The sequence below is a fragment of the Rhizobium sp. SL86 genome, from assembly GCF_026672545.1.
Taxonomy (GTDB): Bacteria; Pseudomonadota; Alphaproteobacteria; order Rhizobiales; family Rhizobiaceae; genus Neorhizobium.
Window position 1 is genome coordinate 1833540 of sequence record NZ_JAPPRJ010000001.1, and the last position, 14732, is coordinate 1848271.

Below are 14732 nucleotides of genomic sequence, written 5' to 3' on the forward strand. Positions count from 1 at the left end.
CTCATCCGGAGCCTCCCATGACTGCGTCCTTCCATCAGCCCGTCGATGCGGCTGAAGTTCCCCGCTTTGCCGGCCATTCCACCTTCATGCGGCTGCCGGCGGTCTCCTCTGCTGCGGGCCTGGATATCGCGCTGGTCGGCATTCCGTGGGATGGCGGCACGACGAACAGGGCAGGCGCCCGCCACGGACCGCGCGAGGTGCGCAACCAGTCGAGCCTCATCCGCCGCGTCCATCACGTTTCGGGCGTCGAGCCGTTTTCCATTGCGAATGTCGCCGATGTCGGCGATGTCTCGGTCAATCCGATCGATCTGATGGATGGCCTGCGGCGGATCGAGGACGGCATTGCCGCCATCGTCTCAGCCGGCGCGCTGCCGCTCTCGGTCGGCGGTGATCATCTGACGACGCTTCCGGTTTTACGGGCCGTGGCCAAGTCCCGGCCGGTCGGCATGGTGCATTTCGATGCGCATACAGACACCAATGACAGCTATTTCGGCGGCAACAAATATACACATGGCACGCCTTTCCGTCGGGCGATCGAGGAAGGACTTCTGGATCCGAAACGCATGGTGCAGATCGGCATCCGCGGCTCGATCTATGACACGACCGATCACGACTGGGCAAAGAGCCAGGGCATCCGCATCATCTACATGGAAGAATTCGTCGAACGCGGCGCTGTCGATGTGATGGCGGAAGCGCGCGCCATTGTGGGTGACGGCGCAACCTATGTCACCTTCGACATCGACAGCATCGATCCGTCGATGGCACCGGGAACCGGCACGCCGGAAATCGGCGGTTTTTCCACCCGCGAGGCGCAGCAGCTTGTGCGGCTTCTGGCAGGCGTCGATATCGTTGGTGCCGATGTGGTGGAGGTGGCGCCACCCTTCGATCTGGCTGGCATGACGGCGCTTGCCGGTGCCAACATCCTGTTCGAACTGCTGTGCGTCATGGCACCCTGCGTTCAACGAAAACGCGAAAAGTAGCAGAAGCCTTCCTTGTCGTTGATCCGAGCCCTCTCCGCGCTGCAACGTGCGGGGAGGCGGAGAGGGGCCAAGCTCCGCATCCACACTGGAAATAGACGGGATTTTCCGCCATATAGGCTGAAAACGGCGGTTGATCCGCAAGACAGGTGGTTCCAGCATGGCGCAGATGGTCGAATTCGCGAAGATGAACGGGCTTGGCAACAAGATCCTGGTCGTCGACATGCGCGGCCGCGCCGATCGTGTCACGCCGGATGCGGCCATTGCCCTTGCCGCCGATCCGGCGACCGGTTTCGACCAGATCATGGCGATCCACGATCCGAAGGCATCCGGCACGGATGCCTATATCGACATCCTCAACTGCGATGGCACGAAGGCGCAGGCCTGCGGCAATGGCACACGCTGCGTGGTGCAGGCGCTGGCTGCCGAGACGGGCCGCAAGGCCTTCACCTTCCAGACGATTGCCGGCATCCTGAATGCTGAAGAACATGCCGATGGCACGATCTCGGTCGACATGGGCAAGCCCGTCTTTGCCTGGGACAAGATCCCGCTGTCGGAAGAGTTTTACGACACGAGCCGGATCGAACTGCAGATCGGCCCGATCGACGCCCCGATCCTGCATTCGCCCACGGCCATGTCGATGGGCAATCCGCATGCGGTCTTCTGGGTCGATCGCGACCCGATGACCTTCGAGCTGGAGCGGTTCGGGCCGCTTCTCGAAAACCATCCGATGTTTCCCGAAAAGGCGAACATCACGCTCGCCCAGGTGATTTCGCCGACTGAGATGGTGACGCGCACCTGGGAACGCGGTGCAGGGTTGACGCTCGCCTGCGGCTCGGCGGCCTGTGCGGCTGGCGTCTCCGGTGCCCGCACCGGCCGGACCGGCCGTACGGTGGACATCATCGTCGCCTCCAGCCCCAACCGGGGCAAGCTCTCGATCGACTGGCGCGCCGATGACCATGTCGTCATGACCGGTCCTGCCGAATGGGAATGGTCCGGCCGGCTCGATCCGACGTCCGGCCGCTTCGAGCGGGACAACGAGGCCGAGGCTCTGGCGCGGTGAGCGGCGTCGAGATCATCACCTTCGGCTGTCGCCTGAATACCTACGAATCCGAAGTCATGCGGGCCGAGGCGGAAAAGGCGGGGCTGAACAATGCCGTGCTCGTCAATACCTGCGCGGTCACGGGGGAGGCCGTGCGTCAGGCGCGTCAGGCGATCCGCCGGGCGCGGCGCGAAAACCCACATGCACGCATCATCGTGACGGGCTGCGCAGCGCAGACGGAGGCCGAAACTTTTGGCGCGATGCCGGAAGTGGATGCGGTGCTCGGCAATGAGGAAAAGCTGAAAAGCGCCTCCTACCGCGCGCTGCCGGATTTCGGGGTTTCGGCGGAAGAGAAGCTGCGCGTCAACGACATCATGAGCGTCAAGGCCACCGCGCCGCAGATGGTCAAGCACATCGACGGGCATGTGCGGGCCTTCATTCAGGTGCAGAACGGCTGCGACCATCGCTGCACCTTCTGCATCATTCCCTATGGGCGCGGCAATTCCCGCTCGGTGCCGATGGGGGCCGTGGTCGATCAGGCCCGAAAGCTGGTGGCGGCAGGCTACCGCGAGATCGTGTTGACCGGCGTCGATGCCACCAGCTACGGCGCCGATCTACCGGGCACCCCGACCCTTGGCCTGCTGGCGAAGACGCTGCTGAAGCAGGTGCCGGAGATCCTCCGGCTGCGACTGTCCTCCATCGACAGCATCGAGGCGGACCGCCATCTCCTCGATCTTCTGGCCGACGAGCCGCGGTTCATGCCGCATCTGCACCTGTCGCTGCAGCATGGCGACGACATGATCCTGAAGCGCATGAAAAGGCGGCATTCGAGCGCCGATGCGCTTTCCTTCGTCGAACAGGTGCGCCGGCTTCGGCCAGACATCAGCTTCGGTGCGGACATGATCGCCGGTTTCCCGACGGAAACCGAAGAGATGTTCGGTAACGCTATGCGGCACGCCGAACAATGTGGTCTGTCATTCCTGCACGTCTTTCCTTACAGCCCGCGACCGGGAACACCGGCGGCGCGGATGCCGCAGCTCGACCGGGCGCTTGTCAAGGAACGGGCGGCACGGCTTCGCGTTCAGGGAGAGGCGCTGCTTGCGGCCCATCTTGACCGGATGATCGGCACACGGCAGACGATCCTGGTCGAAATGAGCGGCTTTGCCCATACCGAGAATTTTTCGCTGGTCGCGGCTCCCGGTCTTTCACCGCGCGATCTGGTGCCGGTCACCGTGACCGGCCACAATGGCAAACATCTGACAATGCAGGTCATCGCTGCCGCGGCGGCGTGACGGAACGGATCATTCATGGCGCTGGGGTTCATCAAGAAGGTTTTCTCGTTCGGCAAGGACAAGCCGGCGGAGGGCGAGAAGGCGGAAGGGCTTTCCGCGGAAGAACGCGCTGCGCTTTCTGCCGAGACCGAGCCGCATGGCCGCTCCGAAGACTTGCCGGTCTCCGCCGTCGATCCGGTGGCCGATGTCGAAATGGACACGGCGGGCGGCCCGGCGGATGATGATCTGGACGATGAGGAGCCTGTGCTTCTTGCGCCTGCTGACATGCCGGGTGATCTCGGCATGGTTCCTCTGTCGTTGTTGGAGGCCGAGGCGGAAGAAGAGGCTGTTGCTGAGACCTCTGTCGATGTGCCCGCCATACCCCCCTCTGCCCTGCCGGGCATCTCCCCCTCAGGGGGGGAGATCGACTCGCAGCACGAGGGCCAATCCCTTACGAACGTTGCGCCTGTTGATGCACAGTCGGGAGAGCTAGGTTCTTCGGCTCGGGACTTGGTTGGGGAAGCCGGCAACTCGGAAGCGATCTCCCCCCTTGAGGGGGAGATGTCCGGCAGGACAGAGGGGGGTGAGGCGTCCGCTGCCGTTTCCTCTTCTGCAGCCGAAGCATCGTCGCCCGTTGCCGAACCCGCACTGCCCAAAGGTTTCGCCACTCGCAAGGCCGAGGCGCCGGTCGTCGAAGCCGTGCCGGAGCCGAAACTCTCCTGGTTCCAGCGCCTGCGCCAGGGCCTTTCGCGCACCTCGGCTCAGCTGACCGGCCAGATTGCGGCGCTCTTTACCAAGCGCAAGCTGGACGAGGCGACGCTGGAGGAGCTGGAAGACCTGCTGATCCAGGCGGATCTCGGCGTCGAAACCGCCATGCGCATCACCGACACGCTGTCGTCCGAGCGTTACGGCAAGGATGTGACCGGCGAAGACGTGTCGCGCATCATGGCGTCGGAAATCACCAAGGTGCTGAAGCCGGTGGCGAAACCGCTGGAACTCGATCTTTCCCACAAGCCGCATGTCATCCTGGTGGTCGGGGTCAATGGCACGGGTAAAACGACGACCATCGGCAAACTGGCGGCCAAGCTCTCGGGCTCCGGCCTCAAGGTGATGCTGGCGGCGGGCGACACCTTCCGCGCGGCTGCCATCGAGCAGCTGAAGATCTGGGCGGATCGCACCAAATCCGAGTTCATCGGCACCAAGCTCGGCGCCGATGCGGCGGGGCTTGCCTATGATGCCTTCGAGCAGGCGCGCCAGAAGAAATGCGACGTGTTGATCATCGATACGGCGGGCCGTCTGCAGAACAAGGCCGAGCTGATGGCCGAGCTCGAAAAGATCGTCCGCGTGCTCGGCAAGCTCGATCCGGATGCCCCGCATACGGTGTTGCAGACGCTCGATGCCACGACCGGTCAGAACGCGCTGCAACAGGTCGAGATCTTCCGCAACGTGGCGGGCGTCGGAGGCCTGATCATGACCAAGCTCGATGGCACGGCGCGCGGCGGCATTCTGGTGGCGATCGCCGCCAAACATAAATTGCCGGTCTATTTCATCGGCGTCGGCGAGGGGATCGATGACCTCGAACCCTTCGAGGCGGAGGATTTTGCCCGCGCGATTGCGGGCGTGACGCATTGATGCCACAGATACAGCGTTTGCATCGCGACAGATCAACGGAAAGATAAGACAGAGCCCATGCAGAGCCTCGAAAGCGATACAGTGCCGACCCGCGCGGAAAAACAGCATCCGGGCCTGAAGTTTGCGCTGGAGATCGGCCCGCTGCTGGTCTTTTTCTTTGGCAATCTGCGCGGCGAGTGGCTGCTGCAGACCTTTCCGGCGCTGTCCGTGCTCGGTGGGCCGCTGTTGGTCGCCACCGGCCTTTTCATGGCGGCCACCGTCCTGTCGCTCATCGTCTCGAAGATCGTCTTCAAGCACCTGCCGGTCATGCCGTTTGTCTCCGGCATCGTCGTGCTGATCTTTGGTGGGCTGTCGATCTGGCTGCAGGACGAAATCTTCATCAAGATGAAACCGACCATCGTCAACACGCTCTTCGGTGTGTCGCTGCTGGTGGGGTTGATGTTCGGCAAGTCGCTGCTTGGCTACGTCTTCAACGCCGCCTTCCAGCTGACGGAGGAAGGCTGGAAGAAACTGACGCTGCGCTGGGGCATCTTCTTCCTGTTCCTCGCCGTGCTGAACGAAGTGGTGTGGCGCAATTTCTCCGATGCCGTCTGGATCAATTTCAAGGTCTGGGGCACGATGCCCATCACCATCGCCTTCACGCTCGCGCAGATGCCGCTCATCATGAAACATTCGCTCGACCAGAAGAACGAGGACGGCCAGTGAGATTGGCCGCCGAACCGCGTGCCGCCGGCAGCGGTCGTTTCTGGCTGACGGTCGCCCTCGTCATTCTTCTGGTGCAGATCATCGCGGAACATTGGATGGGCCGGCTGTGGATCTGCTCCTGCGGCACCATCAAGCTGTTCGAGCCGGGCGTGAACACGCCGGGCAATTCCCAGCATTTGGCCGACTGGTACACGCCCAGCCACATCATCCACGGTTTCCTGTTCTACGGACTGGGATGGCTGGTGCTGCGCAAGGCCTCGTTCGGCAAGCGTCTGGCGCTCGCCACCTTCATCGAGGCGGCTTGGGAGCTTCTCGAAAACTCACCGATCATCATCAACCGCTATCGCTCCGCCACCATGGCGATCGGCTACGAAGGTGACAGCATCCTGAATTCGGCGATGGACACCGTGTTCATGGCGCTCGGTTTCCTGTTTGCCGCCCGTATGCCGGTCTGGCTGACGGTCACCGTCGCGATCCTCTTTGAAATCTTCACCGGCTGGCTGATCCGCGACAATCTCACGCTCAACGTCCTGATGTTGGTCTGGCCGGTGGAGGCGATCAAGACGTGGCAGGGCGCATTGTAATCCCTGCTATGCAGCCTCGCCCAGTTCGGGAATCTGCGCCAATTCGGGGCCAAGTTCTGCGCTTTGTTTCTTGAGGTCGTAAGTGGACTGAAGATTGAGCCAAAGTTCGGGCGTCGTCCGGAAAAACTTGGCAAGCCGCAATGCCGTATCTGCGCTGATGCCGATCTTCTCCGCCACGATCCGTTCGATGCGTGTACGCGGAACCCTCAGCGTCTTGGCAAGTGCGTAGGGCGACATGCCCAGGGGTTCAAGATACAGATCTCGGAGAATCTCACCCGGATGAATGGCTGGCGCCTTGCTGAGCGTCATCTTATGCCTCCTGCCTTAATCCATCGTCTTCAGTGGTAATCGACGATCTCGACCTCTTCCGCATCGCCGTCCTTCCAGATGAAACAGATCCGCCACTGGGCGTTGATGCGCACCGAATGCTGGCCTTCGCGATCACCCGATAACTTCTCGAGTCGATTGCCAGGCGGGGAACGAAGATCATCCAGAGACCGTGCCGCGTCGATCAGGGTCAACAACTGCTGTGCACGACGCACAAGCTCGGCTGGAAAACCCTTTCGAATGGTTCCGGCGTCAACTGCTTCGGTGCGCTTGTCCCGGAACGACCGGATCATTCGCTGCCTCCATTGTTGGTATCATACAGTGATACACAGACGAAGACAAGGGAAGCAGGCTGATTCTCAGCTTGACGGCTTGATCGTCGCCTTCTCCATCGCCGGCAGCAGATCCTGCACGACGCTTCGCTCGTCAAACGGGCCAACGCGCTTGTAGAGAATTTTTCCGTCCGGGCCGACCAGATAACTTTCCGGAATGCCGTAGACGCCCCAGTCGATCGCCGCCTTGCCGTTCGGGTCGATGCCGATTGCATCATAAGGATTGCCGAGTTCGCCGAGGAAGCGCAGCGCGTTGTCGTTGCGGTCCTTGTAATTGATGCCGACGATCGTCAGGCGCGGGTCTTTTGCCAGTTCCGTCAGCAGCGGATGCTCCTGGCGGCAGGGCACGCACCAGGAGGCAAAAACGTTGACGAGGGTGAGCCTGCCTCGAATGGCAGCGTCGGTCAGCGCCGGTGTCTGCGAGCCGTCTAGCGGCGGTAGCGACAGTGACGGGGCCGGCTTGCCGATGAGGGCGGAGGGGATGGTCGAGACATCCAGGCCGTTCACATCCTGATCGTAGAGCATTTTTCCGGCGATGGCGGCGAACCCCGCAAAGATAGCAAGTGGGATCAGCACCAGAATGCGGGTGGCCCGGCGTCTCGGCTGGGTCTCGCTCTCGATCGTCATGGCGAGGGGGCTCCGCCCGGCGCCGCGGTGCCCCGTCGGCGCAAGCCCTTTGCGTCCAGTTCCGCCAGTTCGCGGCGGCGGGCGCGGCCATCGAAAAAAGTCCAGGCAATGAGGGACAGGACGACGGCGGCCGTCACGGCATAGGCGGTCACAATGTAGAAGGCATGGGTCATCGTCAGTCTCCCCGGCCGGCCATGCGGGCGGCAAGCCGGCGCTGGGTGGCAACGCGCCGGCGCCAGATCTCGTTGCGCATGGCCATGATGTGCAGGCAGAAGAAGAGCAGCGTGAAGGCCACCGCCATGATCAGCAGCGGCCAGAGGAATTCGGGGTCGATGGTCGGGCCGTCGAGGCGGATGACGCTCGCCGGCTGGTGCAGCGTGTTCCACCAGTCGACGGAGAACTTGATGATCGGAATGTTGACGAAACCGACGAGGATCAGCACGGCGGAGACCCGAGCTGCGCGCGAAGGATCGTCCATCGACCGGTTCAGCGCAATCAGGCCGAGATACATCAGGAAGAGAATAAAGACGGAGGTGAGGCGTGCATCCCACACCCACCAGGTGCCCCACATCGGCTTGCCCCACAGCGAGCCGGTCACCAGCGCGATCAGCGTAAAGGCGGCACCGAGCGGCGCTGCGGCCTTGTGGCTGACATCCGCCAGCGGGTGGCGCCAGACCAGCGTGCCGATCGCCGAGAGCGCCATGACCGAATAACACATCATCGACAGCCAGGCCGCCGGCACATGGATATACATGATGCGCACGGTATCACCCTGCTGGTAGTCGCCCTCCGTGGTGAAGGAAAGAAACAGGCCGACGGCGAGAAGCACACAACAGAGCGCGGCAAGCCAGGGCAGCACGCGCTCGGCAAGCGCCAGGAAGCACGTCGGGTTGGCAAGGTCGCTGAATTTGCGGATGGCAAGGCTTTCGGTCATGGCGTCCTTCTAAAGCAAGGCCAGCGGCCAGAACTTGATTCTAGTCAATCCCCGGCGTTGCGCAACGCCAGCGCGGCACCCACCGGACCGAGCACGGCAAAAAACATCGTGATGGCGGTGAGAATGAGGAAGGGTGGCAGGAAGGGCGCCGGGTCTTCCACCGCCGCATAGGTGGCGCTGACACCGAAGATCAGCACCGGAATGCAGAGCGGCAGCACGAGGATCGAGACCAGCAGACCGCCGCGCGGCAGGGTGACGGCAACTGCCGCCCCGACCGCGCCGATCAGCGTCAGCGCCGGCGAACCGACGAAAAGCGTCAGCATGGCGGCACCGATCGCCACCTCGTTCATGTTCATGAACAGGCCGAGCAGCGGCGAGGCGATGACGAGCGGCAGCACGTTGGCGATCCAGTGCGCCAGGCACTTGACGAGCACGGTCAACACCAGCGGAGGTTCCTGCATCAACAAGAGATCGAGCGAGCCATCGTCGCGATCGGTCTGGAACATGCGGTCGAGCCCCAGAAGGGCGGCGAGCAGCGCGCCGATCCAGACGATCGCCGGGCCGATGCGCGCCAGAAGATTGAGGTCCGGCCCGACGCCGAAGGGGATGACGGCAACGACGGTCAGGAAAAACAGGATGCCGATCAAAGCCCCGCCGCCGGCGCGGATGGAGAGTTTCAGGTCGCGCAGCAGGAGGGCGGTCATGCGGGAATCTTTCTGACTGCTTGCCCCTCACCCCAGCCTTTTCCCCGCAGGCGGGGAGAGGGGGGACTGAGCCGTTGCGGCAAGGGTTCTTCTCCCCGTTGTGACGGCAGGGCTATTGCATAGGAAAAAAAACCCCCTCTGGCCTGCCGGCCATCTCCCCCACAAGGGGGGAGATACCGCGCGGAGCCGTTCTGCCTCCTCACGACGTGGCGATGTGGCAGGGTAAGCCCCTCCCCCTTGTGGGGAGGGGTTGGGGAGGGGTTTTGTTTCAAATGCGACAAGCCTCGTCTTAACGAAGAGAAGATATCGGTAGGCAGATGAGGGGCAATGCGGAACCCTGAATGCGCGCGACTCGCGATCATGCCTCGCCCTCCATCCCCGCAAACGCGAAGCCCTTCATCTCCAGCCGGTGATTCGCCTCGAAATCGAGCGGCTGGTGGGTGGCGGCGAGAATCAGTCCGCCCTGCTCAAGATGGTTGCGAATCAGCCGGCTGAAGAGTGCTTCGGCGGCCACATCGAGGGCGGCTGTCGGTTCGTCGAGGATCCAGATGGGGCGATGGGCGACCAAAAGCTTGGCGAATGCCATGCGCCGTTGCTGGCCGGCGGAAAGATAACCGAAGGGCAGGTGCAGGATGGCGGACAATTCCACCGCCTCGGCGGCATCCGCGATTGAAAGAGGCTGGCCGCCCGGTCGGCTGCCCAAAAAATCCCGCCAGAAGGCGAGGTTCTCTGCAACCGTCAGTTCCGGTTTCATTGCATTGCGGTGGCCAAGATAATGGCTGACTTCCGCCGGCGGCAGGCTTTCCGGCATGGTGTCGTCATGCCAGGACAGGCGGCCGGAGGCCGGCCGGATGAGGCCCGCGATGACCCGCAGAAGGGTCGACTTTCCGCTGCCGTTGCGGCCTGTCAGCACGAGCGATTGGCCCGCCTCCAAGTCGAAGGAAATGTTAGAGAAAATCAGATCCTCGCCGCGTCGGGCCGAGAGGTGTTCGGCGGTCAGCCGCATGTGGTTAGCCTTTGTTTGCCATTCGCCGAAAGCCTACAAAAAAATCTGCCGAACGGCACTGTCACGGTCTGGAACAGTTCTTAGAAATTATCTATAAGCTTCGCAACCACGCCAGCGGCCGGCGTGATTTTCACTTTGCGCCGGACCTGAAGTTCACTCTTCTCGTGCGGACAGCGGAAATGGTCGTACCCGCATCCTGATGTGCATGTAGTGCATAGGCGTCCGCACGCGCGTGTTGGCTCTTAATATCAGCGGGGTTGTTTCCGTGACAAAATCTCTCGACAGCTTTAATTGCCGGTCCGTGTTGACCGTGGACGGCAAGGACTACGTTTACTACAGCCTCCCGAAGGCCGAGGCCAATGGCCTGCCCGGCGTCTCGAACCTTCCCTTCTCGATGAAGGTGTTGCTGGAAAACCTGCTGCGTTTCGAAGACGGTCAGTCGGTCACCAAGGAGCACATCCTGGCGGTCGCGGAATGGCTGAGCAACAAGGGCAAGGTCGAAAACGAAATCGCCTATCGTCCGGCCCGCGTACTGATGCAGGATTTCACCGGCGTTCCCGCCGTTGTCGACCTGGCTGCCATGCGCGACGCCATGGTGGCACTCGGTGGTGATCCGGAAAAGATCAACCCGCTCGTCCCCGTCGACCTGGTCATCGACCACTCGGTCATCGTTGACGAATTCGGCACGCCGACGGCCTTCGCCAAGAACGTCGAGCTGGAATATGAGCGTAACGGCGAACGTTACCGCTTCCTGAAATGGGGCCAGCAGGCGTTCAAGAACTTCCGCGTCGTGCCGCCCGGCACCGGCATCTGTCACCAGGTCAATCTGGAATACCTCGGCCAGACCGTCTGGACCAAGGAAGAAGACGGGGAAACCATCGCTTATCCGGATACCTGCGTCGGCACCGACAGCCACACGACCATGATCAATGGTCTCGGCGTTCTCGGCTGGGGCGTGGGCGGCATCGAAGCCGAAGCCGCCATGCTCGGCCAGCCGGTCTCCATGCTGCTGCCGGAAGTCATCGGCTTCAAGCTGACCGGCAAGGTGAAGGAAGGCGTCACCGCGACCGACCTCGTTCTGACCGTTGTGCAGATGCTGCGCAAGAAGGGCGTCGTTTCCAAGTTCGTCGAATTCTTCGGCCCGGGCCTGGATTCGATGTCGCTTGCCGACCGCGCCACCATCGGCAACATGGGTCCGGAATACGGCGCCACCTGCGGCTTCTTCCCGGTCGATGGCGAAACCATCAACTACCTCACCATGTCCGGCCGTACCAAGGACCGGATCGCACTGGTCGAAGCCTATTCCAAGGCGCAGGGCATGTGGCGTGAAGGCGATGGCTCGAACCTCGTCTTCACCGATACGCTGGAACTGGATCTTGGTGACGTCGTGCCGTCGATGGCCGGCCCGAAGCGTCCGGAAGGCCGCCTGCCGCTGGAAACCATTGCGCCGAACTTCGCCACCGCTCTCGAAAACGACTACAAGAAGCCGGGTCAGCTCAACAGCCGCTACGCTGTCGAAGGTACCGACTTCGATCTCGGTCACGGTGACGTGGCAATCGCTGCCATCACGTCCTGCACCAACACGTCGAACCCGAGCGTCCTGATCGCGGCTGGCCTTCTGGCCCGCAACGCGGTGGCCAAGGGTCTGAAGTCTGCCCCCTGGGTCAAGACCTCGCTCGCACCGGGATCACAGGTGGTTGGCGAATACCTTGCCAAGTCCGGCCTGCAGACCTCGCTCGATGCGCTGGGCTTTAACCTGGTTGGCTTCGGCTGCACCACCTGCATCGGTAACTCCGGTCCGCTGCCGGCACCGATCTCCAAGACGATCAACGACAAGGGCCTGATCACCGCTGGCGTTCTGTCGGGCAACCGTAACTTCGAAGGCCGTATCTCTCCGGACGTCCAGGCCAACTACCTGGCATCCCCGCCGCTCGTCGTCGCTTATGCGCTCGCCGGTACGGTGCAGAAGGACCTGACCAAGGAGCCGATCGGCAACGACCAGGACGGCAACCCGGTCTTCCTCAAGGACATCTGGCCGACCTCGCACGAAATTCAGGAATTCATCCTGAAATACGTCACGCGCGAACTCTACGAGTCGAAGTATGCCGACGTGTTCAAGGGCGATGCAAACTGGCAGGCCGTGCAGGTGCCCGCCGGCCAGACCTATGCCTGGGACGACAAGTCGACCTATGTCCAGAACCCGCCTTACTTCGTGGGCATGGGCAAGACCGGCTCCGGCGTTTCCAACATCGAAGGCGCCCGCATTCTCGGCCTGTTCGGCGACAAGATCACCACCGACCACATTTCTCCGGCCGGTTCCATCAAGGCGGCTTCGCCTGCCGGTGCCTACCTGATGGAGAATGGCGTCGGTGTTGCCGACTTCAACCAGTACGGCACGCGCCGCGGCAACCATGAAGTGATGATGCGCGGCACCTTTGCCAATATCCGCATCCGCAACTTCATGCTCGGCCCGAACGGCAAGGAAGGTGGCTACACCGTCCACTATCCGTCCAAGGAAGAGATGTCGATCTACGACGCTGCCATGAAGTACAAGGCCGAGGGCGTTCCGCTCGTCATCTTCGCCGGCGTCGAATATGGCAACGGCTCCTCGCGTGACTGGGCTGCCAAGGGCACCAACCTGCTTGGCGTGCGCGCCGTCATTGCCCAGTCCTTCGAACGTATCCACCGTTCGAACCTCGTCGGCATGGGCGTCGTGCCCTTCGTCTTCGAGGACGGCATGAACTGGCAGAGCCTGGACCTGAAGGGTGACGAGACCGTCACCATCGAAGGCCTGGATGGCGAGATCAAGCCGCGCGAATGGAAGACTGCCAAGATCACCTATGCCGACGGTTCGGTGAAGGAGATCAAGATCCTTTGCCGCATCGATACGCTGGATGAAGTGATCTACATGAACAATGGCGGCATCCTGCAGACCGTTCTGCGCGATCTCGCTGCCTGATTTGTGAAAAACTGATTGTGGAGCCGCCGGGCAGACTTGCCCGGCGGCTTTTTTATGCGCAAGTTTGCCGCCGGTCGGGTCTCACCCGCTTGTGACTTCCGATTGATGACCGGGACGGGTTAGGTTGATCCCGATCCAAATCGCCTCGTGCAATGAAGACTTGTGATGTTCCTCGGAAATTCCCACCTGCTGCCAGCCCGATGTGGCCCCTTGCTACTGATGGCCCTGATGTTCTGCGGCAACGCATGGGCAGGGGATGTCCGGTCGCCGAAGGGCGTCGTTGAGCTGTTTACCTCGCAAGGGTGTTCCTCCTGCCCGCCGGCGGATGCGGCGCTGAAGAAACTCGTGCAGCAGGGCGATGTGGTGGCGTTGTCCTATCACGTCGATTACTGGAACTATCTGGGCTGGACGGACACGCTGAGTTCGAAGGAAAATACCGAACGCCAGTATGGTTATGCGCATTCGATGGGCCGCAGTGGTGTTTATACTCCGCAGGCCATCATCAATGGCCGCCAGCATGTGAAGGGCATGGATCTGCCCGCCATCAACATGCTGGTGCAGGATCTCACCGACAAGGGTGAAGGCATGACGGTGCCGGTCGGCATCAGCATGCAGGACGACCAGATGGTGATCGACATCGGGGCCGGCCAGGGGCGTGCGGATATCGTCATCGCCTACTTCACCAAGAAGGAAGAGGTGGAGGTGCAGCGCGGGGAAAACAGCGGCCGCACCATGGAATACTGGCACAGCGTCTACGACGTGCAGACCGTCGGTATGTGGGATGGGACACCGCAGAAGATCACTCTTCCCGCGAAGACCCTCGGCCGCTCCAAGAAGGACGGGTGTGCCGTTCTTCTGCAGACCTCGAGCCCCAAGGGCGAGCCGGCAGCCATTCTCGGCGCCACGTTGGTGATGGCCGGCCGCAAGCGGCATGATTGATCTGAGAATGAAAGGTCCGACCCTCGGCGATGGGGGCTGGGGGTAAGGTCAACGCCAAGGGCCGGACCGGTCTGGCGCGGTGCGCCAACTGGATGTCCCGAGACTGCCCTGCGAATCCGGCGCCTGTTTGTTCGAATTCGGGCAAAAACCGGAAAGATTGTCGGATTTATATACCGCCCTCTCGGGAGCGTCCCGAACCTTCCGGCGTTTCACCTTCGTCGCTTGCATTTTGCCCCCAGTCGGGCACACTGTCATGGAAGTGTTACAAGGCTTGGGAGCTTTGATGACTGATCAGCCGGATTTAAACGCGCCGGGTACGTCCTCGGGAAACGTTGTCGTCGATCTCGGTCAATACCGACAGAACCTCGATCCGATCCCCGTCACCTTCCATCGCCGTGAGCTGGATGCGATCCTCAGGATCTATGGTCGCATGGTGGGGGAGGGCGAGTGGAAGGACTACGCCATCGACCACCTGAAGGACAAGGCGGTGTTTTCCATCTTCAAGCGGTCGGGCGAAATGCCGCTCTACCGCATCGAAAAGAACCCGAAGCTTGCCGCCAAACAGGGCGCCTACAGCGTGCTCAACACACATGGCATGATCCTCAAGCGTGGCCACGAACTGCCGCAGGTGCTTAAGGTTTTCGACAAGGTCCTGAAGCTCGTTGAGTGAGCGGTCGTTCTTCGGGGCGTACC

The 14732-nt window shown here is 61.9% G+C and carries 16 protein-coding genes; 9 read left to right on the top strand and 7 right to left on the bottom strand.

All coding sequences use genetic code 11. From position 1 onward, the window contains the following. The first annotated feature begins 17 nt into the window (after positions 1–17). From speB to OU993_RS09110, 6 genes are all read left to right on the top strand, one after another. Complete coding sequence (gene speB, locus OU993_RS09085) at positions 18–980, top strand: agmatinase (protein WP_268156348.1); 963 nt, start codon at positions 18–20, stop codon at positions 978–980. A 157-nt stretch (positions 981–1137) separates the two neighbouring features. Beyond that, a complete protein-coding gene (gene dapF, locus OU993_RS09090; RefSeq protein ID WP_268156350.1) occupies positions 1138–2040 on the top strand; it encodes a diaminopimelate epimerase in 903 nt (300 codons plus the stop codon). After that, positions 2037–3311, top strand: a complete 1275-nt coding sequence (gene mtaB, locus OU993_RS09095; protein ID WP_268156352.1) for a tRNA (N(6)-L-threonylcarbamoyladenosine(37)-C(2))-methylthiotransferase MtaB — start codon at positions 2037–2039, stop codon at positions 3309–3311. Before dapF ends, mtaB begins: the two co-directional genes overlap by 4 nt. 15 nt (positions 3312–3326) lie before the next feature. Continuing rightward, positions 3327–4922, top strand: coding sequence for a signal recognition particle-docking protein FtsY (ftsY, locus tag OU993_RS09100; protein WP_268156354.1), 1596 nt, complete (start codon positions 3327–3329; stop codon positions 4920–4922). 57 nt (positions 4923–4979) lie between these two features. Beyond that, positions 4980–5627: a septation protein A gene (locus tag OU993_RS09105; protein WP_268156356.1), complete on the top strand. Its 648-nt coding sequence runs from the start codon at positions 4980–4982 to the stop codon at positions 5625–5627. 2 nt (positions 5628–5629) lie between these two features. Further along, on the top strand, positions 5630–6211 hold the full coding sequence (locus tag OU993_RS09110; protein ID WP_268156358.1) for a DUF2585 domain-containing protein: 582 nt from the start codon (positions 5630–5632) through the stop codon (positions 6209–6211). Between the two features lie 6 nt (positions 6212–6217). Here the strand turns inward: OU993_RS09110 and OU993_RS09115 are convergent, their stop codons facing one another. The 7 genes from OU993_RS09115 to ccmA all read right to left on the bottom strand — a co-directional run bounded on the left by OU993_RS09115 (position 6218) and on the right by ccmA (position 10141). Continuing rightward, on the bottom strand, positions 6218–6520 hold the full coding sequence (locus OU993_RS09115) for a HigA family addiction module antitoxin (protein WP_268156360.1): 303 nt from the start codon (positions 6518–6520) through the stop codon (positions 6218–6220). Positions 6521–6549: 29 nt separating this feature from the next. Continuing rightward, positions 6550–6831 carry a type II toxin-antitoxin system RelE/ParE family toxin gene (locus tag OU993_RS09120; RefSeq protein ID WP_268156362.1) on the bottom strand — a complete coding sequence of 94 codons (282 nt, stop codon included), beginning with the start codon at positions 6829–6831 and terminating at the stop codon, positions 6550–6552. Positions 6832–6897: 66 nt separating this feature from the next. Then, positions 6898–7497, bottom strand: a complete 600-nt coding sequence (locus OU993_RS09125; RefSeq protein WP_268156364.1) for a DsbE family thiol:disulfide interchange protein — start codon at positions 7495–7497, stop codon at positions 6898–6900. Continuing rightward, positions 7494–7670 (bottom strand): heme exporter protein CcmD, encoded by a 177-nt coding sequence (gene ccmD, locus OU993_RS09130; RefSeq protein WP_268156366.1) that lies wholly within the window; start codon positions 7668–7670, stop codon positions 7494–7496. Before ccmD ends, OU993_RS09125 begins: the two co-directional genes overlap by 4 nt. A 2-nt stretch (positions 7671–7672) precedes the next feature. Then, the gene (locus OU993_RS09135; protein WP_268156368.1) at positions 7673–8431 is read right to left on the bottom strand and encodes a heme ABC transporter permease; all 759 of its coding nucleotides are present in this window, start codon (positions 8429–8431) and stop codon (positions 7673–7675) included. 44 nt (positions 8432–8475) lie between these two features. Then, the gene (gene ccmB, locus OU993_RS09140) at positions 8476–9135 is read right to left on the bottom strand and encodes a heme exporter protein CcmB (protein WP_268156370.1); all 660 of its coding nucleotides are present in this window, start codon (positions 9133–9135) and stop codon (positions 8476–8478) included. Between the two features lie 358 nt (positions 9136–9493). Next, positions 9494–10141, bottom strand: coding sequence for a heme ABC exporter ATP-binding protein CcmA (gene ccmA, locus OU993_RS09145; protein ID WP_268156372.1), 648 nt, complete (start codon positions 10139–10141; stop codon positions 9494–9496). A gap of 265 nt (positions 10142–10406) precedes the next feature. Here ccmA and acnA point away from each other — a divergent pair, with 265 nt between their 5' ends. From acnA to OU993_RS09160, 3 genes are all read left to right on the top strand, one after another. Beyond that, positions 10407–13100, top strand: a complete 2694-nt coding sequence (gene acnA / locus OU993_RS09150) for an aconitate hydratase AcnA (protein ID WP_268156374.1) — start codon at positions 10407–10409, stop codon at positions 13098–13100. Between the two features lie 219 nt (positions 13101–13319). Next, on the top strand, positions 13320–14039 hold the full coding sequence (locus OU993_RS09155; RefSeq protein WP_268157619.1) for a DUF1223 domain-containing protein: 720 nt from the start codon (positions 13320–13322) through the stop codon (positions 14037–14039). A gap of 283 nt (positions 14040–14322) precedes the next feature. Next, a complete protein-coding gene (locus OU993_RS09160) occupies positions 14323–14709 on the top strand; it encodes a DUF2794 domain-containing protein (RefSeq protein WP_268156376.1) in 387 nt (128 codons plus the stop codon). Positions 14710–14732 lie beyond the last annotated feature (23 nt).

What these genes read in the sequence shown, in the direction of transcription:
- speB (WP_268156348.1), top strand. Translation starts at nt 18, where the DNA reads ATGACTGCGTCCTTCCATCAGCCCGTCGATGCGGCTGAAGTTCCCCGC.
- dapF (WP_268156350.1), top strand. Translation starts at nt 1,138, where the DNA reads ATGGCGCAGATGGTCGAATTCGCGAAGATGAACGGGCTTGGCAACAAG.
- OU993_RS09125 (WP_268156364.1), bottom strand. Translation starts at nt 7,497, where the DNA reads ATGACGATCGAGAGCGAGACCCAGCCGAGACGCCGGGCCACCCGCATT.
- ccmB (WP_268156370.1), bottom strand. Translation starts at nt 9,135, where the DNA reads ATGACCGCCCTCCTGCTGCGCGACCTGAAACTCTCCATCCGCGCCGGC.
- OU993_RS09105 (WP_268156356.1), top strand. Translation starts at nt 4,980, where the DNA reads ATGCAGAGCCTCGAAAGCGATACAGTGCCGACCCGCGCGGAAAAACAG.
- ftsY (WP_268156354.1), top strand. Translation starts at nt 3,327, where the DNA reads ATGGCGCTGGGGTTCATCAAGAAGGTTTTCTCGTTCGGCAAGGACAAG.
- OU993_RS09155 (WP_268157619.1), top strand. Translation starts at nt 13,320, where the DNA reads ATGGCCCTGATGTTCTGCGGCAACGCATGGGCAGGGGATGTCCGGTCG.
- OU993_RS09135 (WP_268156368.1), bottom strand. Translation starts at nt 8,431, where the DNA reads ATGACCGAAAGCCTTGCCATCCGCAAATTCAGCGACCTTGCCAACCCG.
- ccmD (WP_268156366.1), bottom strand. Translation starts at nt 7,670, where the DNA reads ATGACCCATGCCTTCTACATTGTGACCGCCTATGCCGTGACGGCCGCC.
- OU993_RS09120 (WP_268156362.1), bottom strand. Translation starts at nt 6,831, where the DNA reads ATGATCCGGTCGTTCCGGGACAAGCGCACCGAAGCAGTTGACGCCGGA.
- ccmA (WP_268156372.1), bottom strand. Translation starts at nt 10,141, where the DNA reads ATGCGGCTGACCGCCGAACACCTCTCGGCCCGACGCGGCGAGGATCTG.
- OU993_RS09160 (WP_268156376.1), top strand. Translation starts at nt 14,323, where the DNA reads ATGACTGATCAGCCGGATTTAAACGCGCCGGGTACGTCCTCGGGAAAC.
- OU993_RS09115 (WP_268156360.1), bottom strand. Translation starts at nt 6,520, where the DNA reads ATGACGCTCAGCAAGGCGCCAGCCATTCATCCGGGTGAGATTCTCCGA.